Raw genomic sequence first — 25377 nt, forward strand, 5'->3', positions numbered from 1 at the left:
GTGGTGCTCATCCCGTCGTCACCGCCAGCAGCGCGCCCGCGACGACGACGGCGCCGCCGAGCATGGACAGCGCGTAGGAGCGGACGAAGCCGGTCTGCGTGCGGCCCAGCCGGGACGACGAGCCGCCCAGCGTGGCGGCCAGGCCGTTGACCGCGCCGTCCACCCCGCGGTTGTCGACGAACACCAGCGCGCGGGTCAGCCACTGCCCGGGCCGCATGAACAGCGACTCGTTGACCGCGTCGGCGTACAGGGCGCGGCGGGCGGCGCGGGTGACCGGGGAGACCCGCACCGGCGGGGTCACCGGCACCTCGCGGCGGCCGACGAACAGCCAGGCGGTGAGGACGCCGAGGGCCATGACGACGGTGACCAGGATGCTGACCACGACCGGTGCGACCACGTGCTCGGCGGCCTCCGGCTCGCCGAAGACGGGGGCCAGCCACTCCTCCAGCGGGAAGGCGACGACCAGCAGGAAGCCGGCGGCCACCGAGCCGAACGCGAGCAGCACCATCGGCGCGGTCATCACCGCCGGCGACTCGTGCGGGTGCACGCCGGGCTCCCACCGCGGCCGGCCGAAGAAGGTCATGAGCATCAGCCGGGTCATGTAGAAGGCGGTGAGCCCCGCGGCCAGGATCGCCAGCCCGCCGAGCAGGTAGCCCCACCCGTCGCCGCGGTCGAACGCGGCCTCGATGATCGCGTCCTTGGTGTAGAAGCCGGACAGGAACGGGAAGCCGATCAGCGCCAGGTAGCCCAGTCCGAAGGTCACGAAGGTGACCTTCATGTGCAGGGCCAGACCGCCGAACCGGCGCATGTCCACCTGGTCGCCCATGGCGTGCATGACCGAGCCGGCGCCGAGGAACAGCCCGGCCTTGAAGAAGCCGTGCGTGAGCAGGTGCGCGAGGCCCGCGACGTAGCCGATCGGGCCGAGCCCGACGGCCAGGAACATGTAGCCGATCTGGCTGACCGTGGAGTAGGCCAGCACCTTCTTGATGTCGTCCTGCGCGCAGCCGGCGATCGCCCCGATCATCAGCGTGACCGCCCCGACGGCGAGGACCACGGTCCGCGCGGTCGGCGTCGCGTCGTAGATCGGCGCGCACCGGGCGATGAGGTACACCCCGGCGGTGACCATGGTCGCGGCGTGGATGAGCGCCGAGACCGGGGTCGGGCCCTCCATGGCGTCGGGCAGCCAGGCCTGCAGCGGGAACTGGCCGGACTTGCCGCACGCGCCGAGCAGCAGCAGCAGGCCGATCGCGGTGACCGTGCCGCCGGCCAGCAGGCCGATGGAGCCGAACACGCCGTCGTAGGAGACGGTGCCCAGCTGGGCGAACATCAGGAAGATGGCCAGCGCCAGCCCGACGTCGCCGACCCGGTTCATGATGAACGCCTTCTTCGCGGCGGTGGCCGCCGAGGGGCGCTCGTGCCAGAACGCGATGAGCAGGTAGGACGCCAGGCCCACGCCCTCCCAGCCGACGTAGAGGGCCACGAAGTTGTCGCCGAGGACGAGCAGCAGCATCGCGGCGACGAACAGGTTCAGGTAGGCGAAGAACCGCCGGCGTCGCGGGTCGTGCTCCATGTAGCCGATCGAGTAGACGTGGATGAGCGAGCCCACGCCGGTGATCAACAGCACGAACAGCGCCGACAGCGGGTCGAACAGCAGGCCGGCCCGCACGTCCAGCGAGCCGGTGGACATGAAGGTGAACAGCGCGACGTCCAGGCGCCGGCCGTCCAGCTGCAGCGTGCACAGCAGGCCCAGCACGAACGCCGCGACGACCGTGCCGGTGCCGAGCAGGTGGCCCCACCGGTCGGTGCGCCGCCCGCCGAGCAGCAGGACGGCGGCGCCGGCCAGCGGCAGCGCGATGAGCAGCCAGGACGCGGCGATCAGCCCGTCGGCCGGTGCGGTCTCCATCTACCGTTCCCCGTCCTCAGTACTTGAGCAGGTTGGCGTCGTCGACCGACGCCGAACGGCGGGTGCGGTAGATCGACATGATGATCGCGAGGCCGACGACGACCTCGGCCGCGGCCACGACCATGACGAAGAACGCCATGACCTGGCCGTCGAGGGTGCCGCTGGCGCGGGCGAAGGTGACCAGCGTCAGGTTCACCGAGTTGAGCATCAGCTCCACGCACATGAACACGACGATGGCGTTGCGCCGCACGAGCACGCCGACCGCGCCGATGGTGAACAGGATCGCGGCCAGCACCAGGTAGTACGTGAGGGTCATCGCTCGTCCCGCCCCGGCGCCGGGTCCAGGGTGCCCAGCGCCGCGTCCGGGGAGCCGAGCTGCCCGCGGCCGGTGGGACGGGGCATCTGGTCGACCTGCTGCGGCTCGATGCCGGTCGCCAGGCTGTCCTCGGCCGGCCGCCCGTCGGGCAGCAGCGCCGGGACGGCGACGGAGTTGCCGCGGGCGAAGACCCCGGGCCCGGGCAGCGTCTGCGGCCGGTCGGTGAGGAACCGGGCCTGCGACAGCTCCTTCTGGGTGCGCCGGCTGCCGGGCTCCTGCTCGATGTGGGCCAGCACCATGGCACCGACGGCGGCGGTGATGAGCAGCGCGCTGGTGACCTCGAAGGCCAGCAGGTAGCGGGTGAACAGCACCGCGGCGATCGCCTCGATGTTGCTGGTCTCCGCGTCCTGCACGCCGCCCAGGCCGGTGACCGCCAGGCCCTGGGTGGCCCGGGCGATGCCGGCGCCGACCAGCCCGGCGAAGCCCAGGCCGAGCACGATCGCGGCCAGCCGCTGCCCGCGCAGCGTCTCCACCACCGAGTCGGAGGAGTCGCGGCCGACCAGCATGAGCACGAACAGGAACAGGATCATGATCGCGCCGGTGTAGACGATGATCTGCACCGCCCCGAGGAACGGCGCCTCCTGCACGACGTAGAACACGCCCAGCGACAGCATGGTGGTCACCAGCCACAGCGCGGAGTGCACGGCGTTGCGGGAGAACACCATGCCCAGCGCGCCGGCCAGCGCCACCGGGCCCAGCACCCAGAACACGACGGCCTCGCCCGTCCCGATGACGACCTCGGGGTTCACCGCCCCTCCTCGCTGGCGCTCGTCGGGTCGGTGCCCCGGGTTGCTCTGCCTCTGCACGACCTCGCGAGCTCGGTCATGGCAGCTCCGCGGTGACCGGCTCGGCGGGCGAGGCGGGGTCCGGCGTCCGCAGGTAGTAGTCCTTCTCGTCGTCCCCGAGGCGCATGGCGTGCGGCGGGGCCTCCATGCCCGGCAGCAGCGGGGCCATCAGCTGCTCCTTGGTGTAGATCAGGTCGCCGCGGTTGTCGTCGGCCAGCTCGAAGTCGTTGCTCATCGTCAGCGAGCGGGTCGGGCAGGCCTCCACGCACAGCCCGCAGAAGATGCACCGCAGGTAGTTGATCTGGTAGACGCGCCCGTACCGCTCGCCGGGTGAGTAGCGGGCGTCCTCGGTGTTGTCGCCGCCCTCGACGTAGATCGCGTCGGCCGGGCAGGCCCAGGCGCACAGCTCGCAGCCGACGCACTTCTCCAGCCCGTCGGGGTGCCGGTTGAGCACGTGCCGCCCGTGGTAGCGCGGCTTGGTCACCTTGGGCACCTCGGGGTACTCCTCGGTGGTCACCTTGCGGAACATCTGCGCGAAGGTGACCCCGAAGCCCTGCCCCGGGCCGGGCAGCCAGCTGGTGCGCCGGGCCGGTTCGGCGCCGCGGTCCCGCGGGGCGAGCTCGCGCGAGGTCTGCGCCAGCGCGTCGTGGCCGGGCGCGTGCGGGTCCGGTGAGCGGCGGTCGGGGGAGCGGGAGCCGGGGTCACCGTGCTCGGTCATCGACGTCCTCCTCGATCGTGGTGGTGCTGCGCCGTCCGGTGCCCACGACGGCACCGTCGGGCGCGACCGCCTCCCGGCGCCGCAGCCGTGGCGACGGCGGGACGGTGAGGTCCATGGGCGGGACGGGGAAGCCCCCCTCGGCGCGGCTGGGCCCCGTGGGGCGGGCCGGCCGGCGGCGCGGGCCGGGGGGTGGCAGCACGGTGCCCTCCTCCGCGCTCTCCGCCTCGGTCGGGTGGTTGGAGCCGGCCGCGGCCTTCGTCGCGGCGACCCGGGTCGCCCGGGTCCCGGCCCGGCCGGCCAGCAGGAGCACGCCGATGACCAGCAGCGCGATCGGCACGCCGACGAACAGCGCCACCTGGCCGGTGGACAGGTCGGCCTCGCGGGCCACGGTGCGCATGGTGGCGACGGCGAGGATCCAGACCAGCGCGGTCGGGACCAGCACCTTCCAACCGAAGCGCATGAACTGGTCGTAGCGCAGCCGGGGCAGCGTGCCGCGCAGCCAGATGAAGACGAACAGCGCGGCGACCACCTTGAGGAAGAACCACAGCAGCGGCCACCAGCCGGAGTTGGCGCCGTCCCAGATGGAGATCGGCCACGGCGCCCGCCAGCCGCCGAGGAACAGCGTCGCGGCCAGCGCGGAGACGGTGACCATGTTGATGTACTCGGCGAGGAAGAACAGCGCGAACTTCAGCGACGAGTACTCGGTGTGGAAGCCGCCCACCAGCTCGCTCTCGGCCTCGGGCAGGTCGAACGGCGCCCGGTTGGTCTCACCCACCACGGCGATCACGTAGATGACGAAGGAGACCGGGAGCAGGACGGCGAACCAGCCGGGGCCGGTGAAGTCCAGTCCGAAGAACGACACCGGGTTGCCGTCGGCCTGCGCCGCGACGATCTCCGAGGTCGACATCGACCCGGCGTAGAGGAACACCGCGACGATGGACAAGCCCATCGCGATCTCGTAGCTGACCATCTGCGCGGCGCTGCGCAGCCCGCCCAGCAGCGGGTAGGTCGAGCCGGAGGCCCAGCCGGCCAGCACGATACCGTAGATCCCCATCGCCGAGCAGGCCAGGACGATGAGCACGCCGATGGGTGCGTCGGTGAGCTGCAGCGGGGTCTGCTGGCCGAAGATGCTGACCACCGGCCCCAGCGGGATGACCGAGAAGGCCAGGAACGCCGGGACGCAGGCCAGGACGGGCGCCAGGAAGTAGACCGGCTTGTCCGCGAGCGCCGGCATGATGTCTTCCTTGAACGCCAGCTTCAGCCCGTCGGCGAGGCTCTGCAGGTAGCCGCGCGGGCCGACCCGGTTGGGGCCGGTGCGCTGCTGCATCCGCGCGACGACCTTGCGCTCGAACACGATGGCGAACAGCGTCAGCAGCACCAGGACGCCGAAGACGCCGACCACCTTGAGGACGACGATCCACCAGACGTCGGTGCCGAAGTCCGCCAGCGTGGGCTGGTCGGCGGCCGCGGCCAGGACGGTCACTGGGCCCCTCCGGCGATCAGGCGGACGACGCCGCCGGGTGCGGTGCCCAGCCCGGCGCGCAGCTCGCTGCCCGGGGAGCGCATCGGCAGCCAGACCACCTGCTCGGGCATGGCGGTGACCAGCACCGGCAGGGTGATCTCGCCCATGGCGCCGCAGACGGTGACCGGGGCGCCGTCGACCAGGCCCAGCCGGCGGGCGGTGTCCTCGCCGACGCGGGCGACCGGCGGGCGGGCGGTGCCGGCCAGCTCGGGCTCGTCCCGCTGCAGCGTCCCGACGTCGAGCAGCTGCCGCCAGGAGGCGAGCACCGCCTCGTCGTCGGCCAGCTCGGGCTCGGGAGCCGGGACGACGTCCAGGCCGGTGACCCGCGGGCGCTCGGCGACCACGCCGAGGGCGGCGAGCTCGGCGCGCGCGGCCTCTGGGGCGGGCAGCCGCAGGTCGACGTCCAGCTCGTCGGCCAGCCCCTGCAGGACGCGGCCGTCGGGCAGCTGACCGGTGCCGTGCAGGGTGGCGTCGAAGGGCCGCAGCCGGCCCTCCCAGTCCAGGTAGCCGCCGGCCTTCTCCGCGGCCGCGGCCACCGGCAGGACGACGTCGGCGTGCGCGGTGACCGCGCTCGGCAGCAGCTCCAGGCTGACCACGAAGGCCGCCCGGGCCAGGGCCGCCTCGGCCAGGCCGGGGTCGGGCAGGTCGGCGGGGTCCACGCCGCCGACCAGCAGCCCGGCCAGCTCCCCGGCGGCGGCCGCGGCGAGGATCCCGGTGGTGTCGCGCCCGGGTGCGGCGGGCAGGTCGGCCACCCCCCAGGCGGTGGCCACCTGGGCGCGCGCGGCGGCGTCGGTGACCGGCCGGCCGCCGGGCAGCAGGGTCGGCAGCGCACCGGCCTCGACGGCGCCGCGCTCGCCGGCCCGCCGCGGCACCCAGGCCACGCGCGCTCCGGTGGCGCGGGCCAGGGCCGCCAGCGCGGAGAACGCGCCGGGGGACTCGGCCAGCCGCTCGCCGGCGAGCACGACCGCGCCGGGCCGGCGCAGCGCGTCGACCGCCGGACCGCCCCAGCTGCCCTCGGCCAGCGCGGCCAGCGACCGGCCCTCGGTGCCGGGGCGGGTGGCCAGCACGGTGGCCTGCAGCTTCTCCGCGGCCCGGGTGGCGAAGGGCGCGAGGTCGTAGACCTGCATGCCCGTCGTGCGCACCGCCCGGCGCAGCCGCAGGAAGACGATCGGCGACTCCTCCTCCGGCTCGAGGCCGGCCAGCAGCACCACCGGGGCCGCGGAGAGGTCGTCGTAGGTGACCGATGCCCCTGCCGGCCCGCCGTACGGGCCGGTGCCGGCGACGTGCGCGGCGAGGAAGGCCAGCTCCTCGTCGGAGTGCGCGCGGGCGCGGGCGTCCACGTCGTTGGTGCCCAGGGCGACGCGGGCGAATTTGGCGTAGGCGTAGGCGTCCTCGACGGTCAGCCGGCCGCCCGGCAGCACCCCCACCCCGCCGGCCGCGCGGGCGGCGGCGAGCCCCTCGGCCGCCGCGGCCCACGCCTCCGGCCAGGACGCCGGCTCCAGCACGCCGTCGCGCCGGACCATCGGGGTGGTGACCCGCTCGTTGGCGGTGGCGTAGCGGAAGGCCCACCGGCCCTTGTCGCAGTTCCACTCCTCGTTGACCGCCGGGTCCTCGCGGGCCAGCCGGCGGGTGACCCGGCCGCGCCGGTAGTCGGTGCGCTGGGCGCAGCCGGACGCGCAGTGCTCGCAGACGCTGTCCTCGCTGCGCAGGTCGAACGGCCGCGCCCGGAACCGGTACTTGGCGCTGGTCAGCGCGCCGACCGGGCAGATCTGCGTGGTGTTGCCGGAGAAGTAGGACTCGAAGGGCTCGTCCTCGTAGACCGCGACCTGCTCCAGCGCGCCCCGCTCGAACAGCTCGATGAACGGGTCGCCGGCCACCTGCGCGGAGAACCGGGTGCAGCGGGCGCACAGCACGCAGCGCTCGCGGTCCAGCAGCACCTCGGTGCTGATGGGCAGTGGCTTGGGGTAGGTCCGCTTGACGTCGACGAAGCGGCTCTCGGCGCGGCCGTTGCTGATCGCCTGGTTCTGCAGCGGGCACTCCCCGCCCTTGTCGCAGGTCGGGCAGTCCAGCGGGTGGTTGATCAGCAGCAGCTCCATGGTGCCCTGCTGCGCCTTGTCCGCGACCGGGCTGGTGAGCTGGGTCTTCACCACCATGCCGTCGGTGACCGGCATGGTGCAGGAGGCCACCGGCTTGCGCTGCCCCTCCACCTCGACCAGGCACTGCCGGCAGGCGCCGACCGGCTCCAGCAGCGGGTGGTCGCAGAACCGCGGGACGAAGACGCCGACCTGCTCGGCGGCGCGGATGATCAGCGTCCCCTTCGGGACGGCGACGTCGAGGCCGTCGATGGTGCAGTGCACGGCGTCCGGCGGGGTGTGCGGGCCGGGGGCGCCGGGCGGTACGGCCGGCGCCGGGGTCGGGTTGACGAGGGTCACGAGGCAGCAGCTCCGACGGGCTCGAGGCGGAGGCTGCGGCCCAGTCGGGCCTGCTCCTCCGGGGGCAGCAGCGCGACGTACTCGTCGCGGAAGTACTTGAGCGAGCTGGCGATGCAGCTGGTGGCGCCGTCGCCGAGGGCGCAGAAGGAGCGGCCCAGGATGTTGTCGCAGGTGTCGGTGAGCAGGTCCAGGTCGGCCGCCGTCCCCCTGCCGTGCACCAGCCGCTCGAGGATCTGGACCAGCCAGTAGGTGCCCTCCCGGCACGGGGTGCACTTGCCGCAGCTCTCGTGCGCGTAGAACTCGGTGAACCGCAGGGTGGCCTCGACGATCGAGTCGGTCTCGTCGAACACCATGAGCGCGGTGGTGCCGAGCATGGAGCCCGCGGCGGCGACGGAGTCGAAGTCCAGCGGGACGTCGAGGTGCTCCGCGGTGAAGTACGGCGTCGAGGAGCCGCCCGGCGTCCAGAACTTGAGCTCGTGGCCGGGGCGCACGCCGCCGGCCATCTCCAGCAGCTCGCGCATCGTGGTGCCCATCGGGGCCTCGTACTGCCCGGGGGAGACGACGCGGCCGCTGATCGAGTAGATCTTCGGGCCGGGGGACTTCTCCGGGCCGAACTCCTTGAACCAGTCCGCCCCGCCGCGGACGACGAACGGCACGCTGGCCAGCGTCTCCACGTTGTTGATCACCGTCGGGGCGCCGTAGAGACCGGCCACCGCGGGGAACGGCGGCTTGAGCCGCGGCTGGCCGCGGTAGCCCTCCAGGGAGTCCAGCAGCGCGGTCTCCTCGCCGCAGATGTAGGCGCCGGCGCCGGCGTGCACCAGCACGTCGAGGTCGTAGCCCGAGCCGAGGATGTCGCGACCCAGGTAGCCCGCGGCGTAGGCCTCCTCGACCGCGCTGACCAGCCGGCGGTGGGCGTGCACGGCTTCGCCGCGCACGTAGATGACGGCGAAGTGCGAGCGGATCGCGTAGGAGGAGATGACCACGCCCTCCACCAGGGAGTGCGGGTCGGTCATCACCGTCGGCAGGTCCTTGCAGGTGCCGGGCTCCCCCTCGTCGGCGTTGACCACGAGGTACTTGGGCATCGCGGCCGGGCCGGTGGGGGTCTCCCCCGGCTTGGGCTGCGGGATGAAGCTCCACTTCATGCCGGTGGGGAACCCAGCGCCGCCGCGGCCGCGCAGCCCGGAGTCCTTGACCAGCGCGACGAGCTCGTCCGGGGTCATGGACAGCGCGGTGCGCAGCGCGGCGTAGCCGTCCAGGGACTCGTAGGTGGCCAGCCGCCAGGGCTGGTCGGCTCCCCAGCGCGAGGTGAGGACAGGGGTGAGGGGCATGGGGGTCAGGCCTCCCGCTCGATGGACGTCCCCTGCCCCGACTGGCCGGGGTCACGGGTGGGTGGGGTCTCGGTGCCGGCCTGCTCGCGGCCGCCGGGCGGCCGGCGGCGGCCGTACTCGGTGCCGCGGTCCGGGTGGTTGAGCGCGGCGCCGGCGCGCTCGGCCGGGTTGTCGGCGGCCGCGACGCGGGCGTCGGCGGCCTCCTCCTCGGGGGTCTCCCCGTCCCGGCCGGTCGGGCGGACGGTGGCGGCCGGCTCCCCGGCGTCCGGGGCGTGCCGTTCGGTGCCGGCGGGCATGGGCGGGGCGGTCTCGCCGCGCTCGGCGGCCAGGTGCACCCCGCGCAGGGTGGGGCCCCACTCCCCCGGCGCGTCGATCGCGGCGCGGGCGGCCGCGGCGTCGGCGTGCTGGGAGAAGCCGGCCAGCTGGCGGGAGACGCCGCGGAAGTCCGTCAGGGGGGCGCCGCGGGTGGGGTGCGGCTTGTCCCCGCGGCGCAGCGCGGCGACCAGGGCGCGGGCACCCTCGACGTCCTGCTGGTCGTAGAACTCGTAGTCGACGGTGACCACCGGCGCGTAGTCGCAGGCGGCCAGGCACTCGGCGTGCTCCAGGGTCACCGAGCCGTCGGCGGCGGTCTCATCGTGGTGCACGCCGAGGTCGGCGGCCAGCGCGTCGAAGATCCGCTGCCCGCCGAGGACGGCGCACAGCGTGTTGGTGCACACGCTGACCAGGTGCCGGCCGGTGGGGCGGCGCTTGTACATCGTGTAGAAGGTGGCGACCGCGCCGACCTCGGCCTTGGTCAGGCCCAGCTCCTCCGCGCACAGCGCGACGCCCTCGGGCGTGACGTAGCCCTGGTAGCTCTGCACCAGGTGCAGCATCGGCAGCAGCGCCGAGCGGGGCTGCGGGTAGCGGGCCATGATCTCCCGCGCCTCGAGCCGGGTCTGCTCGGTCAGCGGCGGCAGGTCCGCGGCCGGGGGCTGGACGGGGGTGGAGTCCAGCCCCGTCGTGGCGGTCGCCTCCGGGGACCCGGGGAGCGCGCTCATCGGTCACACCCGCCCATCACCGGGTCGAGCGAGGCGATGGCGGCGATGACGTCGGCGATCATGCCGCCCTCGCTCATCGCCGCGGTCGCCTGCAGGTTGACGAAGCTGGGGTCGCGCACGTGCACCCGCCACGGTCGGGTGCTGCCGTCGCTCACCACGTGGTAGCCGAGCTCACCCCGGGGCGACTCGATCGGCACGTACACCTGACCGGCCGGTACCCGGAAGCCCTCGGTGACCAGCTTGAAGTGGTGGATCAGGGCCTCCATGGACTGCCCCATGATGTGCCGCACGTGGTCCAGGGAGTTGCCCATGCCGTCCGGCCCGAGGGACAGCTGCGCCGGCCAGGCGATCTTCTTGTCCTCGACCATCACCGGGCCGGGCTCGAGGCGGTCCAGTGCCTGGGCGATGAGCTTCAGCGACTCGTTCACCTCGGCCATGCGGACCAGGTAGCGGCCCCAGGCGTCGCAGGTGTCGGCGGTCGGCACCTCGAAGTCGTAGGTCTCGTACCCCAGGTAGGGCTCGACCTTGCGCAGGTCCCAGGGCAGCCCGGCCGCGCGCAGCACCGGCCCGGTGACGCCGAGCGCCACGCAGCCGGTGACGTCGAGGTACCCGGCGTCCTTGAGGCGGGCCTGCCAGATCGGCTGGCCGGTGAGCAGCTTGTGGGTGTCGGCCACCCGCGCCGGCATGACCTCGAGGAACTCGCGGATGTGCTCGACCGCGCCCGGCGGGAGGTCCTGCGCCAGCCCGCCGGGGCGGATGTAGGCGTGGTTCATCCGCAGCCCGGTGATCTCCTCGAGCAGGTCGAGGACCATCTCCCGCTCGCGGAAGCCGTTGGTCATCCCGGTGAGCGCGCCCATCTCCATGCCGAAGGTGGCCAGCGCGACCAGGTGTGAGGCGATCCGGTTGAGCTCCATGACCAGCACGCGGATCGTCCGTGCCCGCTGCGGCACCTCGACGCCGAGCAGCTTCTCGACGGCCATGCAGTAGCCGGCCTCGTTGAACAGCGGGGAGAGGTAGTCCATCCGGGTCACGAAGGTCGTGCCCTGCGTCCAGTTGCGGTACTCGGTGTTCTTCTCGATGCCGGTGTGCAGGTAGCCGATCACCACCCGCGCCTTGGTGACCGTCTCCCCCTCCAGGTCCAGCACCAGCCGCAGCACGCCGTGCGTGGAGGGGTGCTGCGGGCCCATGTTGACGACGAGGCGCTCCTCGCCGAGCGCATCGGCGCCCAGCGTCTGGTCCCAGTCGCCGCCGGTGACGGTGTAGACCCGGCCCTCGGTGGTCTCCCGCGAGCCGGCGTAGGGGTCGTAGGTGGTGCTCATCGGGAGCCCCTCATCGGTAGGCCCGCCGGGTGTCCGGCGGCGGGACGGTGGCGTCGTGGTACTCGACCGGGACCCCGCCCAGGGGGTAGTCCTTGCGCTGGGGGTGGCCGTCCCAGTCGTCGGGCATGAGGATGCGGGTCAGCGCCGGGTGGCCGTCGAAGACGACGCCGAACATGTCCCAGGTCTCCCGCTCCTGCCAGTCCGCCGTCGGGTAGACGCCGCTGACGGAGGGGACGTGCGGGTCCTCGGCGGTGACCGCCACCTCCAGCCGGATCCGCCGGCGGTAGGTCATCGAGGTCAGGTGGTAGACGACGTGCAACCGCGGCCGCGCCGGGGTGGCCGCCGGGCCGCCGCTGCCCTCGTAGTCGACCCCGGACACGCTGCTGCACAGCTCGAAGCGCAGCGCCTCGTCGTCCCGCAGCGTCTGCACGAGGGTGAGCAGGTGCTCCCGGGCGACGAAGTAGGTGATCTCGCCGCGGTCGACCAGCACGCGCTGCACCGCGGCGTCGTAGGTGGCCTGGCCGAGGGCGTCGACCAGGGCGTCGGTGACCTCGTCGAAGTACCCGCCGTAGGGCCGCTCGGTCGAGTGCAGCGCGACCGCGCCGCCGGGCTCCACGCGCACCAGCCCGCCGAAGCCGGAGGTGTCCCCACTGCCGCTGACCCCGAACGCGCCCTTGCGGAACCCGCCCGACGGCGCGCTCGCGCCCTGGCCGGCGTCGACGCCGCTGCGGTCCCCCGGGCCGGTCACCGGTTGCCCCGCACGTAGGGCTCGGGCAGCAGGACGGCGTCCCCGCCGCGCTGCTCGATGGCGAACTGGCCGGTGCGCCGCTCGGCGGCGGCCTGCTCGTAGGCCGCCCGCTTGGCCTTGTCCACCCGCACCGACGAGGGCATCTCCACCAGCGGGTCGGGCAGCCGGCCCTCGGCGCGGGCCTGCTCCAGCTCGCGCGCCCGCCGGGGCCCCAGCGGCTCCTGCATGATCTTGTGGTGCAGCTTGAGGATGGCGTCGGTGAGCATCTCCGGCCGCGGTGGGCAGCCGGGCAGGTACATGTCCACCGGGACGACGTGGTCGACGCCCTGGACGACGGCGTAGTTGTTGAACATCCCGCCGGAGCTGGCGCACACACCCATGGCCAGCACCCAGCGCGGCTCGGGCATCTGGTCGTAGATCTGGCGCAGCACCGGCGCCATCTTCTGGCTGACCCGGCCGGCCACGATCATCAGGTCGGCCTGCCGCGGCGAGGCGCGGAAGACCTCCATGCCGAAGCGGGCCAGGTCGTAGCGGCCGGCACCGGTGGCCATCATCTCGATCGCGCAGCAGGCCAGCCCGAAGGTGGCCGGCCACAGCGAGGACTTGCGGGTCCAGTTGACCAGCTTCTCCACGCTGGTCAGCAGCACCCCGCTCGGCAGCTTCTCCTCGAGACCCATCGTCTGCTCCTTTAGTCCCAGTCCAGGCCGCCGCGTCGCCACACGTAGACGTAGGCGATGAACACGGTGCCGATGAAGACGACCATCTCGACCAGCCCGAAGACGCCCAGCGCGTCGTTGGCGACGGCCCACGGGTAGAGGAAGACGATCTCGATGTCGAAGATGATGAAGATCATCGCCGTCAGGTAGTACTTGATCGGGAAGCGGCCGCCGGTCAGTGGCTGGTCCACCGGCTCGATGCCGCACTCGTAGGCGGCCAGCTTGGCGCGGTTGTACCGGCGGGGGCCGGTGTAGGGCGCGAACGTCACGGAGAACAGCGCGAAGCCCGCGGCCAGCACGAACAACCCGACGATCGGGACGTAGTACGACAGCATCAGCGGCTCCTCGGCTCGGTGGGCACGTCAGACCGCCGGCGCCAGCCGGGTGAGGACGGCGACGGCGCGGTCGAACCGGTCGCCGTCCCGGCCGTCGGTGAGGTTGCCCATGAGCCGCAGCGCCCGGGCCACCAGCGCCGGCCGCCGGAGCCCGTGCGCGGTGGCGAAACGGACCAGGTCGGGGCGCGCCAGCAGCGCCAGGAAGCCGGTGCCCAGCCGGTGGTGGCCGCCGTACTCCGCGCGCAGCCGGGCCGGGTACCGGCGCAGCACGGCCTCCCGGGCCGGGCCCGCGGGCGCGGCGAGGGCCTCGGTCGCCGCCTCGGCCGCCATCCGGCCGGTCTCCAGGGCGTAGCTGATGCCCTCGCCGTTGAACGGGTTGACGGTGCCCGCCGCGTCGCCGGCCAGCAGCAGCCCGCGGGTGTAGGCCGGGCCGCGGTGCAGGGCCATCGGCAGGCCGGCGCCGCGCAGCGGGGTGACCGCGTGCTCCTCGCCGAGCTGCCACTCCGGCGGGAGGGTGTCCAGCCACCGGCGCAGCACGGCCCGCGGCTCGGCGCCGGAGCCGCGGCGGGTGTCCAGCAGGCCGAAGCCGACGTTGCTGGTGCCGTCGCCCATCCCGAACGCCCAGCCGTAGCCGGGCATCGAGTCGGCGTCCGGGCCGGCCGGGGACAGGTCGAAGGAGATGTCGAGGTACTCGTCGGAGGTGCGCGGGGACGACACGTAGCGGCGGACGGCGACGCCGAGCGGCCGGTCCTCGCGGCGGAGCAGGCCCAGCGCCTTGGCCAGCCGGCCGGACAGGCCCTCGGCGGAGACCACCAGTGGCGCGCGCCAGGTGGCCGGCGCCCGGTCGGGCCCCTCGGTGGCCCGCACCCCGGTGACCCGGCCGGCGTCGTCCAGCAGCGGGCCGGTGACCGTGACCTCCTGCACCAGCCGCGCGCCGGCCGCGACGGCGTGTGCGGCCAGCCCGGCGTCGAGGTCCCGGCGGCTGCGGATGAGGCCGTGGGACGGCCAGGACCGCAGCTGCGGCCAGTCCACCTCGACGACCTCGCCGCCGCCGGTGACCCGCAGCCCCCGGTGCCGGACCCAGCCGGTGGTGTCCACGCCCATGTCGGCCAGCGCCTTGACGCCGCGGGGGGTCAGGCCGTCGCCGCAGACCTTCTCCCGGGGCAGCCGGGCCTTCTCCAGGACGGCGACGTCCAGCCCGGCCCCCGCCAGGTGCCAGGCGGCCGAGGAGCCGGCGGGACCGGCGCCGACGACGAGCACGTCGGCCCGCCGGTCGTGGTCGTCCACCTCGGCCCCCTCCGCCTCGATGTCGGGTGTTCCCGCGCAGCTTGTGAAATGCTTCACAAAGTCGCCCGGTCCCTACTGTAGGCCGGTCTGTGAGCTCGCTGACAGGGGGCCGCCGGGACCGGGGCGTCACGGTTGGGTCTCGCCGCACCCCACTCGTCCCGGCCGCAGCTCAGCCGGCCGGCCGGCGCCCGCGGTGCAGGGCGACGACGCCGCCGGTGAGGTCGCGCCAGGCCACGTCGGCCCAGCCGGCGGCCTGCAGCCGGGCGGCCAGCGCCGGCTGGTCGGGCCAGGCCCGGATCGACTCGGCCAGGTAGACGTAGGCGTCGGGGTTGCTGCTGACCGCCCGCGCGACCCGCGGCAGGGCCCGCACGAGGTACTCGGTGTAGACGGTCCGGAACGGGGCCCAGGTGGGGCTGGAGAACTCGCAGACGACCAGCGTGCCGCCGGGCCGGGTGACGCGGGCGAACTCACGCAGCGCGGCATCGGGGTCGGCGACGTTGCGCAGGCCGAAGGAGATCACCACGCCGTCGACGCTCGCGTCGGCCAGCGGCAGCGCCATCGCGTCGCCGGCCACCTTGGGCACCGGCCGCGCGGCGCCGGCCCAGAGCATCCCCTGGGAGAAGTCGCAGGCGATCGCGTGCACGCCGCCGGCGGCCAGCTCCACCGTGGAGACCGCCGTGCCGGCGGCGACGTCGAGCACCGTCTGGCCCGGGCGCGCACCGAGCGCCTCCCGGGTGGCCCGCCGCCACGAGGCGTCCCGGCCACCGGACAGCACGGTGTTGGTCAGGTCGTAGCGCCGGGCAACCCGGTCGAACATGGCCGCGACCTCGGCCGGCCGCTTGTCCAGGCCGGCCCTCGTGCCCGCGGTGTGTGCGCTGTCTCGCCGGTCCGCCACGCCGATCGACGCTACCGGCTGCCTACTCTTGACCTCGTGAGCGTGGCGGCGGTGACCACAGCGGGGGCGGTCACGCCTGCGGTGACCACCACGCCGCTGCACGAGGCGCCGGCCCTGCTGGACCTGCTGCCGGTCTCCGGCGCGCTGTCCTGGGTGCGCCGCGGCGAGGGCCTGGTCGGGTGGGGCGAGGTGGCCCGCCTGGAGGTCACCGGCCCGGGTGCCCTGGCCGAGGCGGCCGCGTGGTGGGCCGACCACAGCGCCGGCCTCGACGTCGACGACCGCGCCGGGGTGCCCGGCTCCGGGCCGGTCCTGTTCGCCAGCATCGCCTTCGACCCGGCCGCCGGGACGTCGGTGTTCGTCGTCCCGGAGGTGGTGGTCGGCCGGCGGGACGGCGTGGCCTGGGTGACCACCACCGGGGACGCCGACCCCGCCGAGGTGCTGGCCGGCGGGTCGACGGGCACGGTCCCGCCGGCTCCGCCGGGCCGGCTGCGCTACGCCGACGGCGCCCTGGACCCCGCCTCGTGGTGCGCGCGGGTGACCACCGCCGTGGCCCGCATCGGCGCCGGTGAGCTGGCCAAGGTGGTGCTCGCCCGCGACCTCCTGGTCACCGCCGACGCGCCGCTGGACGTGCGCTCGCTGCTCGCCCGGCTGGCCGACCGCTTCCCCGACTGCTGGACCTTCGCCGTCGACGGCCTGCTCGGGGCGACCCCGGAGCTGCTGCTGCGCCGCACCGGCCGGCAGCTGTCCTCCCGCGTGCTGGCCGGCACCGCACCCCGCGGCGCCGGTGCCGAGGACGCGCGGCTGGCCGCGGACCTGCTGTCCTCGGCCAAGGACCGCGCCGAGCACGCCCTGGCCGTCGAATCCCTGGTGCGGGCGCTGGAGCCGTACTGCACGACGCTGAGCGCGCCCGCGGAGCCGGAGCTGCTCACGCTGGCCAACGTGCGCCACCTGGCCACCGACGTCACCGGTGCACAGCGCGCCCGAGGCACCCGGGGGCGCGCCGGGCTGCTGGAGCTGGTCGGCGCGGTGCACCCGACGGCCGCCGTCTGCGGCACCCCGACCGACGCCGCCGCCGCGCTGATCGGGGAGCTGGAGGGCATGGACCGCGGCCGCTACGCCGGTCCGGTCGGCTGGGTGGACGCCCGCGGGGACGGCGAGTTCGGCCTGGCGCTGCGCTGCGCAGAGCTCTCCGCCACCGACCCGGCCTCGGCGCGGCTGTTCGCCGGCTGCGGCATCGTGGCCGGCTCCGACCCGGCCGCGGAGCTCGCCGAGACCCAGGCGAAGTTCGCCGCCGTCCAGGCCGCGCTGGAGAGCTGACCGCCGGCCGGGTCTCCCCGGCGCCGCTCGTGCTCTGCCCACCACCGTGGGCAGAGCACGAGCGGCCACACGACCGGTTGGCCGGGCCGCGGTGCCGGGACCGACCGGTCCGGGCCCTCAGCCGGCCAGCGCGTCGGCGGCGGCGGCCCGCAGCCGGACGGCGAGCCCGGCCTCGGCGCGCTGGTCGGTGCCGACGACGACCACCTGCGGCCCGCCGGCGGCGACGGCGTCCCGGAGCCCGGCCGGCGAGGACACCCGCTGCGCCGGCCAGCCCAGGGCCTCGGCCACGGCGACCAGGTCCTGGCCGTGCGGCGTGCCGAAGACCCGCCGGTAGCCGGCCTCGTACCGGGGGTCGCCGGGCTCGAGCTGGGCGAAGATGCCGCCGCCGTCGTTGTCCGCCACGACCAGGGTGAGGTCCGGCCGCGGCTCGCCCTCCCCCAGCAGCAGCCCCTGCAGGTCGTGCAGGAACGTCAGGTCACCGAGCAGCGCGAACGCCCGCCCTCCGCCGGATCCACCGCCATCATCGCGATGTCGGCGGTCCGCCCGCTGGTGCGCGCGGGCCGCGCCGACCGCGGTGGAGACCGTGCCGTCGATGCCGGCGACCCCGCGGTTGGCCAGCACCGTGAGCCCCGCCCGCGGGAGCGCGAGCCGGTCGACGTCGCGCACCGGGGTCGACGAGCCGAGGACGAGGAGCGCGCCGTCGGGCAGGCCGGCGACCAGGTCGCGGGCGAGCCGGCCCGCGGTCAGCGCGGGCTCGGCGTCGAGGAGGCCGTCGACCGCCGTCCCGACCCGGTCGGCGGCGGCGCACCACGCGGCCCGCCAGGAGGGGTCGGCCGGGGCGCCGGGCGCCGGCAGCGTGCCCACCCGGGTCGTCGAGCGGCCGGCGTCGGGCCAGCGCGGGCTCGCCGAGACCGTCTCCACCCGGACGGCGGGGTCGGCGAGCAGCGCGGAGACCGGCCGGGACAGCGTCGGCCGCCCGACCACCAGCACCCGGTCGGGCCGGTGCGCGGCCAGCCAGTCCGGCACCCCCAGCAGCAGCGCGCCGCCCCGCACCGACCCGCCCCACGCCCCGCTGGAGGGCTCGGCGACGACCGGCCAGCCCTGCGCCCGCGCCAGCTCGCCCGCCGCCCGCCCCAGTCCCGGCGGGCCGTCCCCGACCACGACCAGGGTGCGCGCGGGTCCGCCGTCGGCCGGCCGCGCCGCGGCGGTGACCGCGGCGCCGGTCCACGGCGCGCCGTCCGGCCGCCCGGCCCAGGGCCCGTCCGGGGGGACGTCCGCGTCGTCGGGCAGCAGCGGCTCGCGCAGCGGCAGGTTGAGGTGCACCGGGCCCGGGTCGCCGGAGAGCGCGCCGCGGGCGACCAGCAGGACCTTGGCCACCAGGGAGCGCCAGTAGCGGTTCTGCGCCTCCTCGCGGCCGGCCTCGGGCACGCCGACGTCGACCGCGGCCCGCACCGCGCCGCCGTAGAGGCCCGGCTGGGCGATCGTCTGGTTGGCGCCGGTGTCCCGCAGCTCCGGGGGCCGGTCGGCGGTCAGCGCGAGCAGCGGCACGCCGGCGGCGTCGGCCTCCAGCACGGCGGCGTGCAGGTGCGCGGTCGCCGTCCCGGAGGTGGTGAGCACCGGCACCGGCCGCCCGGACGCCTTGGCCAGGCCGAGGGCGAGGAAGGCCGCCGTCCGCTCGTCGATGCGCACGTGCAGGGTCAGCCGGCCGGCCCGCTCGGCGGCGGCCAGCGCCAGCGCGACCGGCGCGGACCGGGAGCCGGGGGCGACGACGGCGTCGGTGACCCCGCCGCGGAGCAGCTCGTCGACGAGCACCCGGGCCAGCGCGGTGGAGGGGTTCACCGGGACACCGCGGCCAGTCGGGCCCGCCAGCGCGCCGCGACGTCCGGCCCGGCCGCGACGTCGGCCAGCCGGTCGGGCACCACGGCGCGCACCGGCAGGGCGCCGTCCACCGGGAGCAGCGGGTCGCTCGTGACGTCGCCGGCCAGGAGCGCGACGGTGGCCAGTCCGCAGGCGAACGGCAGCTCGGGCAGCGCCGCGGCCAGCGCCACCCCGGCGGCGATGCCGACCGAGCTCTCCAGCGCCGAGGACACCACGCACGGCAGGCCGTGCGCCTGCGCCACCTCCAGGGCCGCGCGGACCCCACCGAGCGGCTGCACCTTGAGGACGACGACGTCGCAGGCCTCGCGCAGGTCCACCCGCAGCGGGTCGGCCGCGCGCCGGACCACCTCGTCGGCGGCGATGCGGACGTCGACCCGCCGGCGCAGCGCGGCCAGCTCGGCCAGGGACGCGCAGGGCTGCTCGGCGTACTCCAGGCCCACCCGGTCCAGCTCGCGGATCCGCGCGACCGCGGTGTCGACGTCCCAGGCCGCGTTCGCGTCGACCCGGATCGCGCCGGCCGGCCCGAGCGCGTCGCGCACCGCCTCGACGCGGGCGAGGTCGTCGGCGGGGGTCTGGCCGGGCTCGGCGACCTTGACCTTCGCCGTCCGACAGCCGGAGGCGGTCACGATCGCGTGCGCCCGCCCGGCGTCCACGGCCGGGACGGTCACGTTCACCGGCACGCTGGCGCGCAGCGGCGCCGGCCACCCCGTGCAGGCGGCCTCCACCGCGGCGGCCCACCAGCGGCGGCTCTCCGCGACGTCGTAGTCCCAGAACGGGGAGAACTCCCCCCAGCCGGCCGGGCCCCGCACCAGCACGCCGTCGCGCACGTCGATGCCGCGGAACCGGGTCCGCATCGGCACCGACCAGACCCGCGCCCCGCCGGTGTCGATCACGCCGCCAAGCGTATGCGGCCCTCCTGCAGGGCCCCGCCGCGAGCGTGCGAGTGGTGGGGGCAGGAGGGTCCTTATCCTCGGATCCCATGCCCCGGCACCTCACCCCCGTGCCGGCGCCGGCCGACCCGCGCGCGCTGCTGCCGCACCTGCGCGCCGCCCTGGACGGCAGCGCACCCCTCGCGGTGCTGCCCGCCGGCCCGCCGGCCGCCGTCGACGCCGCCCTCGCCGCGCTGCGGCCCGGCGAGCCGCTGGAGGACGGCGCGGACCTCGTCGTCGTCACCTCCGGCTCGACCGGCGGCGGCCGCGGGGTGCTGCTGGCGGCCGGCGCGGTGCGGGCGTCCGGCGAGGCCACGCTGCGCCGCCTCGGCGGTCCCGGCGCCTGGCTGCTGGCCCTGCCGGTGTCGGCGGTCGCCGGCCTGCAGGTGCTCTGCCGGTCACTGCTCGCCGGCACCGACCCGACCGTCCTGGCGCCGGGCGAGCCGCTGGCCGCCGCGGTCGCCCGGATGCCCGCCGGCCGGCGGTACACCGCGCTGGTGCCCACCCAGCTGCGCCGCCACCTCGACGCCGAGCCCGCGGCGCTGCGGGCCTTCGACGCCGTCCTCGTCGGCGGCGCGGCCACCGACCCGGGCCTGCTGGCCCGCGCCCGCGGCGAGGACGTCGCTGTCGTGACCACCTACGGGATGACCGAGACCGCCGGCGGGTGCGTCTACGACGGCGTGCCCCTCGACGGGGTCGGCGTGCGCGTCACCGAGGGGGTCGAGCTGGCCGGGCCGACCCTGGCGCTGGGCTACCGGCTGGACCCCGGGGGCACGGCCGCCGCCTTCGCCGACGGCTGGTTCCGCACCCGCGACGCCGGCTCGCTGGAGGACGGGCGGCTGACCGTGCACGGGCGGCTGGACGACGTCGTGGTCACCGGCGGGGTCAACGTCGCCCCGCAGGCCGTGGAGGGAGTGCTGCGCGAGCACCCCGACGTCGCCGACGCCGTCGTCTTCGGCCGGCCGGACGACGAGTGGGGCCAGCGGGTGGTCGCCGCGGTCGTCGCGGCACCGGGCGCGGAACCGGCCCTCGCCGAGCTGCGGCCGTGGGTGGCCGGGCGGCTGGGCGCGCCGGCCGCACCGCGGGAGCTGCACCGCATCGCCGCCGTCCCCACCCTGCACACCGGCAAGCCCGACCGGCGCGCCGTCGCCGCCGCGGTGGCCCGTTGATGGCCACCCCGGCCCAGTGGCTGGCCGGCGCCCGGCCCCGCACGCTGCCCGCCGCGCTCGCCCCGGTGCTCGTGGGCAGCGGGGCCGCCGCGGCCCTCGACGGCTTCCGGCCGCTGCCCGCCGCGCTGGCCCTGGTGGTCGCGCTGGCCCTGCAGGTGGCGGTCAACTACGCCAACGACCACTCCGACGGGGTGCGCGGCACCGACGCGACCCGGGTGGGGCCGATGCGGCTGGTCGGCTCGGGCGCCGCGACCCCGCGGCAGGTGCTCGGCGCGGCGCTGGCCGCCTTCGCCGTCGCCGCGCTCGCCGGGCTGGCGCTGGCCGCGCTGTCCAGCTGGTGGCTGGTCGCGGTCGGCGCGGCCTGCATCGCGGCCGCCTGGACCTACACCGGCGGCCCGCTGCCCTACGGCTACCGGGCGCTGGGCGAGGTGTTCGTCTTCGTCTTCTTCGGCCTGGTCGCCGTGGTGGGGACGGCGTTCGTGCAGACCGGCTCGGTCGACGGGCTGGCGGTGGCGGCGTCGGTCCCGGTCGGCCTGCTGTCGGTGGCGCTGCTGGTGGTCAACAACCTGCGCGACATCGAGGGCGACGCCGCGGTCGGCAAGCGGACGCTGGCCGTGCTGCTCGGCGACCGCGGCACCCGGGTCGCCTTCGCGGGCCTGCCGGCCGCGGCCTTCGCGGTGGTCGCCGCGATCGGCCTGGCCCGGCCGTGGGCGCTGCTGGCGCTGCTCGCCGTCCCGCTGGCGGTGCCGCCGGTGCGCACCGTGCTCACCGGTGGCCGCGGGCCGGCACTGGTCGCGGCGCTGCAGGGCACCGGGCTGCTCACCCTGGCCACCGGCGTGCTGCTCGGTGCCGGGCTGGCCCTCAGCGGCTGGTGAAGGACCCCCTCCTCCCCACCCCTCGCGAGCTCGGGGCGGTGCCCGGGAGGGGGCCGTCAGGCGTCGGCGAGGGCGGCGGCGACCAGCTCCGGCTCGGTGTAGGACCGCAGCTCGGCGGCGTACCGCTCGCACTGCAGCAGCAGGCCGGGCACGAAGGCGCCGGCGGCGACCAGGTCCCCGGTCGCCGCGGCGGCGGCCAGGGCGGCGCAGGTGCCGGCCACCGCGGTGGCCCCCATGCTCTCGCTGGAGGTGCGCAGCGACTCCGCGGCGGCCTGCACCGCCCGCGGCTCCCGCCGGCGCAGCGAGGCCTGGATGCGCAGCCGCCGTCCGGGCAGTTCGCCCAGGTAGGTGCCGACCAGCTCGGCCGCGGCCCGGGCGTCGCCGTCGACCCGCCCGACGACCGCCCGCAGCGCCGCGGGCACCGGCGAGCCGGCGCCCTCCCGGGGCAGCACCCGGTCGCCGCGGTCGATCGCGGCGGCCGCCCGGGCCAGCGCGGCCGACAGCGACCCCAGGTCCACCGGCTTGGTCAGCACCTCGTCCATGCCCGCGGCCGCGCACGCCTCCCGAGCGTCGGCCGTGGCGTCGGCGGTCACCGCGATCACCGGCAGGTAGCGCCGGTGCGGCGACAGCGCGGCGCTGATCCGCCGGGTGGCCTCGCAGCCGTCGACGTCGGGCAGGTGGCGGTCCATCAGCACCACGTCGACGTCGTCCTGCAGCGCCGCCTGGACGCCGGCCTCCCCGGTGGCCACCGCGGTGAGCCGGTGGCCCAGCCGGGCCAGCTGGCGCTCGGTGAGCAGCCGGTTGGTGGCGTTGTCCTCGACGAGCAGCACGTGCAGCGGGCGCACCGCGCCACCGGCGGCGACCTCGGGTGCCGCCACGGGCTCGGTGACCGGCGCCGTGCCGGCGGCCGACACCGGCAGGTTCACCTCGACGTGCGCGCCGGCCGCGCTGGGCAGCACCCGCAGGGTGCCGTCCAGCAGCGCGGTGAGCTGCTGCACGAGCAGCAGCCCCAGCCCGGCGGGGGCCGCGGCGGCTCCCGGGCCGGCCAGCGCCTGCCGGACCGGCGCCGGCAGGCCGACCCCGGCGTCGCTGACGGTGATCCTGACCCGGTCGGTCCGCGGCCCGTCCGGGGTGACGGACAGGACGACGGGGGCCCGGCCGTGCACGACGGCGTTGGTGACCAGCTCGGTCACCAACCGGTGCAGCGCGGCGAGGTCGGTCTCGAGGTGGGCGGGGGCGTCGGGTGCCACGACCACGGACACCGGCCGGGCGCTCTCCGCGGCCAGCTCGGCGACGAAGACCGCCAGGTGCACCCGTGCCGGGCGCGGCCGGTGCTGCCCGCCGAGCAGCCGCACCAGCCAGAGCACGCGGTCGCTGCCGGTCAGCAGGTCCTCGGCGCTGTCGACGAGCTGGTCGTGCAGGCGGCGCTGGTCGGGCTGCAGGGGGCTCATGCCCAACAGCTCCAGGAAGCCCAGCAGCGAGTGCAGCGGGGTCCGGACGGCCTGACTCAGCGCCCGCTCGACCGTGGGCGCACCGGCCGGGTCGGCCGCCGCGGCCGCGCGGCCGCCGACGGGGCCGCTCCCCACCGGGCCGGTCACGACCCCGCCAGGTGCTCGTCGACGACGGCCAGCAGCTGGCGCACGTCGATGGGCTTGGACAGGAAGCGGGTGGCGCCGGCCTCCAGCATCCGGCGCTCGATGCCCGGGCTGAGGTCGGCGGTCACCACCACCACCGGCACCCCGGCCAGCCGGGTGTCCTCGCTGCCGCGGAGCCGGGCGAGGACCTCCTCCCCGGGCACGCCGGGCAGGTGCAGGTCGAGCAGCACCAGGTCGGGCCGCACCGCCGCGGCGGCGGGCAGCGCCTCCGCGCCGTCGGCCACGACCTCCAGGTGCACGTGCGGCCGGCGGGCGAGGACCTTGCGGACCAGCGTGGTGTTGGACGGGTTGTCCTCCACGTAGAGCACGGTGTGGGTGAGCACGGCGTCGACCACCGGGGCCGCCGGCACGACCAGCGGCTCGGCGGCGGGCAGGTCCACCCAGAAGGTCGACCCGCGGCCCGGCTCGCTCAGCACGCCGATGACGCCCGACTGGGCCTCCACCAGCGTCTTGGTCAGCGACAGCCCGACCCCGGTGCCCTCGATCCCGCTGTTCTCCGCACCCAGCCGGTCGAACGGCACGAACGCGTCGTCCAGCCGGTCGGCGGGGATGCCCTGCCCGGTGTCGGTGACCGCCAGCCGCAGCCGCTGCGGGTCGTCCGGGGACGGCCCCCACGCGACCGTGACGTCCCCGCCGTCGCGGTTGTACTTCACCGCGTTGGACAGCAGGTTGACCAGCACCTGCTTGAGCCGCTGCCGGTCGGCGACGACCACCGCCCCGTCGAGCCGGGTCGGGGTGCGCAGCGAGATCCCCCGCGGCGCCGCGGCGGTCCGGACCAGGTCCAGGCTCTCCGCGACCACCTCGCGCACGGCCACCGGCTCCAGCGACAGGCTCAGCCGGCCGGACTCGATGCGGACCACGTCGAGCACCTCGTTGATCAGGTCCAGCAGGTGCGTGCCGGCCCGCATGATCTGGCCGAGGTTCTCCGCGTCCTCACCGGTGAGGTCGCCGAGCTCGAGCAGCTGCCCGAACCCGAGGATGGCGTTGAGCGGGGTGCGCAGCTCGTGCGACATCCGCGAGAGGAACTCGGACTTGGCGCGGGAGAGCCGCTGCGCCTCGTCCCGGGCCGTCTCGGCGTCGGCCAGCGCGGCCTCGGCCTGGGCGAGGGCGGCCCGCACCTGCTGCTCGGCCTCCACCCGGACGGTCACGTCGTGCAGGATGCCGCGGAGCCCGACGAGGTCGCCGGCGTCGTCGAACACCGGGCGACCCCGGACCGACATCCACCGCGTGCTGCCGTCGGGCACCAGGAAGCGCACCTCGCACGCCGTCTCCGGGCCCGCGGTGTCCGCGCCGCCGAGCCCCGCGGCGACCTGCGCCTCGGCGATCGGCCGGTCGTCGGGGTGCACCCGGTCCAGCAGCCCCCAGCCGGCCATGTCCTCGAGGCGGACGCCGGTCAGCTCGGTGAAGGCCCGGTTGACGTAGGTGAAGTGACCGGCCGCGTCGGTCTCCACGACCAGGTCGCCGAGGTCGTCGATCAGCGAGCGGTACCGGGTCTCCGAGGCCACGACCTCGGCGGAGCGGGCCGCCTCCCGGGCCCGGCCGCGGGCCAGCTCCTGCTCGCGGGACATGAGGGCGCCGGCGAACTCGAGCACGGCGAGCTGGTCGTCGGTGAACTCGCGGGGCTCCCGGGTGTAGACGCACACCGTCCCGGTCGGCCACCCGGCGGTGTCCCACAGCGGTGTCGTGGCGTACCCGCGCACGCCGAGCCACTCACGGACCGGCAGGTCGGCGAACGGCCCCTCGACGAGGTCGGCCCACACCGACGGGGCCTCCCCGCGCAGCACGCGGTCGCAGAAGGTCTCCGCGGCCGGCACCCGCATCCCGACCTGCAGGCCCAGCCCGAGCGCGTCGTCCACGCCCAGCAGCTCGACCTGGCTGCCGCGGATGCCCTGGACGAGCACCACGTCGGCGTGCAGCGAGGTGCGGACGAGCCGGGCGACGTCCGCCGCCGCCTGGCCAACCGAGTCGTAGGAGCGGGACAGCAGCTGGTGCACCACCGGGCGCAGCTGCGGGGACAGGAGCTTCTCCATGACCGCCGCATCGGCGGGGCAACCGCGCTGCTGCAGCGACCTGCCCCTCCCGGGTGAGACGCCGCCGACCGGGACGTCGTGCCGGCCCCGGCCTGCCGATGACACCGGCGTCCCCGCGCTGCC

Annotated in this window: 20 protein-coding genes and 1 pseudogene; 3 read left to right on the forward strand and 18 right to left on the reverse strand. The window is 75.8% G+C overall.

What is annotated here, in order from left to right; genetic code table 11:
* Nucleotides 1-7: 7 nt before the first annotated feature.
* The 14 genes and pseudogenes from nuoL to RTG05_RS18705 all read right to left on the reverse strand — a co-directional run bounded on the left by nuoL (nucleotide 8) and on the right by RTG05_RS18705 (nucleotide 15401).
* The gene (gene nuoL / locus RTG05_RS18640; protein ID WP_208104649.1) at nucleotides 8-1903 is read right to left on the reverse strand and encodes an NADH-quinone oxidoreductase subunit L; all 1896 of its coding nucleotides are present in this window, start codon (nucleotides 1901-1903) and stop codon (nucleotides 8-10) included.
* A gap of 16 nt (nucleotides 1904-1919) precedes the next feature.
* Nucleotides 1920-2219 carry an NADH-quinone oxidoreductase subunit NuoK gene (gene nuoK / locus RTG05_RS18645; RefSeq protein WP_089303696.1) on the reverse strand — a complete coding sequence of 100 codons (300 nt, stop codon included), beginning with the start codon at nucleotides 2217-2219 and terminating at the stop codon, nucleotides 1920-1922.
* Complete coding sequence (locus RTG05_RS18650; protein ID WP_166526352.1) at nucleotides 2216-3028, reverse strand: NADH-quinone oxidoreductase subunit J; 813 nt, start codon at nucleotides 3026-3028, stop codon at nucleotides 2216-2218. Before RTG05_RS18650 ends, nuoK begins: the two co-directional genes overlap by 4 nt.
* 73 nt (nucleotides 3029-3101) lie before the next feature.
* Nucleotides 3102-3782: an NADH-quinone oxidoreductase subunit NuoI gene (gene nuoI / locus RTG05_RS18655; protein ID WP_315912042.1), complete on the reverse strand. Its 681-nt coding sequence runs from the start codon at nucleotides 3780-3782 to the stop codon at nucleotides 3102-3104.
* Entirely contained in the window at nucleotides 3766-5265 is a 1500-nt protein-coding gene (gene nuoH / locus RTG05_RS18660) for an NADH-quinone oxidoreductase subunit NuoH (RefSeq protein ID WP_315912043.1), read from the reverse strand. Before nuoH ends, nuoI begins: the two co-directional genes overlap by 17 nt.
* On the reverse strand, nucleotides 5262-7736 hold the full coding sequence (locus tag RTG05_RS18665) for an NADH-quinone oxidoreductase subunit G (RefSeq protein ID WP_166526353.1): 2475 nt from the start codon (nucleotides 7734-7736) through the stop codon (nucleotides 5262-5264). Before RTG05_RS18665 ends, nuoH begins: the two co-directional genes overlap by 4 nt.
* Nucleotides 7733-9064: an NADH-quinone oxidoreductase subunit NuoF gene (gene nuoF / locus RTG05_RS18670; protein WP_166526354.1), complete on the reverse strand. Its 1332-nt coding sequence runs from the start codon at nucleotides 9062-9064 to the stop codon at nucleotides 7733-7735. Before nuoF ends, RTG05_RS18665 begins: the two co-directional genes overlap by 4 nt.
* Before the next feature lie 5 nt (nucleotides 9065-9069).
* Entirely contained in the window at nucleotides 9070-10101 is a 1032-nt protein-coding gene (nuoE, locus tag RTG05_RS18675) for an NADH-quinone oxidoreductase subunit NuoE (RefSeq protein WP_166526355.1), read from the reverse strand.
* Nucleotides 10098-11420 (reverse strand): NADH-quinone oxidoreductase subunit D, encoded by a 1323-nt coding sequence (locus RTG05_RS18680; RefSeq protein ID WP_166526356.1) that lies wholly within the window; start codon nucleotides 11418-11420, stop codon nucleotides 10098-10100. Before RTG05_RS18680 ends, nuoE begins: the two co-directional genes overlap by 4 nt.
* 10 nt (nucleotides 11421-11430) lie before the next feature.
* Nucleotides 11431-12168 (reverse strand): NADH-quinone oxidoreductase subunit C, encoded by a 738-nt coding sequence (locus RTG05_RS18685; protein ID WP_166526357.1) that lies wholly within the window; start codon nucleotides 12166-12168, stop codon nucleotides 11431-11433.
* 125 nt (nucleotides 12169-12293) lie between these two features.
* Nucleotides 12294-12845 (reverse strand): annotated as a pseudogene (locus tag RTG05_RS18690) (NuoB/complex I 20 kDa subunit family protein); the annotation flags it as partial.
* Nucleotides 12846-12856: 11 nt separating this feature from the next.
* On the reverse strand, nucleotides 12857-13216 hold the full coding sequence (locus RTG05_RS18695) for an NADH-quinone oxidoreductase subunit A (protein WP_208104979.1): 360 nt from the start codon (nucleotides 13214-13216) through the stop codon (nucleotides 12857-12859).
* A 30-nt stretch (nucleotides 13217-13246) separates the two neighbouring features.
* Entirely contained in the window at nucleotides 13247-14506 is a 1260-nt protein-coding gene (locus RTG05_RS18700) for a geranylgeranyl reductase family protein (protein WP_166526359.1), read from the reverse strand.
* A gap of 169 nt (nucleotides 14507-14675) precedes the next feature.
* Nucleotides 14676-15401, reverse strand: coding sequence for a demethylmenaquinone methyltransferase (locus RTG05_RS18705; RefSeq protein WP_166526360.1), 726 nt, complete (start codon nucleotides 15399-15401; stop codon nucleotides 14676-14678).
* A gap of 36 nt (nucleotides 15402-15437) precedes the next feature.
* Here RTG05_RS18705 and RTG05_RS18710 point away from each other — a divergent pair, with 36 nt between their 5' ends.
* Nucleotides 15438-16718 carry an isochorismate synthase gene (locus RTG05_RS18710; protein ID WP_208104650.1) on the forward strand — a complete coding sequence of 427 codons (1281 nt, stop codon included), beginning with the start codon at nucleotides 15438-15440 and terminating at the stop codon, nucleotides 16716-16718.
* Nucleotides 16719-16835: 117 nt separating this feature from the next.
* Here the strand turns inward: RTG05_RS18710 and menD are convergent, their stop codons facing one another.
* Both menD and RTG05_RS18720 read right to left on the reverse strand, forming a co-directional pair.
* A complete protein-coding gene (gene menD, locus RTG05_RS18715; RefSeq protein WP_166526361.1) occupies nucleotides 16836-18557 on the reverse strand; it encodes a 2-succinyl-5-enolpyruvyl-6-hydroxy-3-cyclohexene-1-carboxylic-acid synthase in 1722 nt (573 codons plus the stop codon).
* Entirely contained in the window at nucleotides 18554-19489 is a 936-nt protein-coding gene (locus tag RTG05_RS18720) for an o-succinylbenzoate synthase (protein WP_166526362.1), read from the reverse strand. Before RTG05_RS18720 ends, menD begins: the two co-directional genes overlap by 4 nt.
* Nucleotides 19490-19575: 86 nt before the next feature.
* Between RTG05_RS18720 and menE the strand changes: the two genes are divergently transcribed.
* Both menE and RTG05_RS18730 read left to right on the forward strand, forming a co-directional pair.
* Nucleotides 19576-20694, forward strand: coding sequence for an o-succinylbenzoate--CoA ligase (menE, locus tag RTG05_RS18725; protein WP_166526363.1), 1119 nt, complete (start codon nucleotides 19576-19578; stop codon nucleotides 20692-20694).
* Nucleotides 20694-21569: a 1,4-dihydroxy-2-naphthoate polyprenyltransferase gene (locus RTG05_RS18730; protein WP_166526364.1), complete on the forward strand. Its 876-nt coding sequence runs from the start codon at nucleotides 20694-20696 to the stop codon at nucleotides 21567-21569. The genes menE and RTG05_RS18730 overlap by 1 nt, the downstream gene beginning before the upstream one ends.
* Before the next feature lie 56 nt (nucleotides 21570-21625).
* Here RTG05_RS18730 and RTG05_RS18735 read toward each other — a convergent pair whose 3' ends face one another.
* Nucleotides 21626-23167: a response regulator gene (locus RTG05_RS18735; protein ID WP_166526365.1), complete on the reverse strand. Its 1542-nt coding sequence runs from the start codon at nucleotides 23165-23167 to the stop codon at nucleotides 21626-21628.
* Entirely contained in the window at nucleotides 23164-25254 is a 2091-nt protein-coding gene (locus tag RTG05_RS18740; protein ID WP_166526366.1) for an ATP-binding protein, read from the reverse strand. The genes RTG05_RS18735 and RTG05_RS18740 overlap by 4 nt, the downstream gene beginning before the upstream one ends.
* Nucleotides 25255-25377 lie beyond the last annotated feature (123 nt).

The organism is Geodermatophilus sp. DSM 44513 (assembly GCF_032460525.1).
GTDB lineage: Bacteria > Actinomycetota > Actinomycetes > Mycobacteriales > Geodermatophilaceae > Geodermatophilus.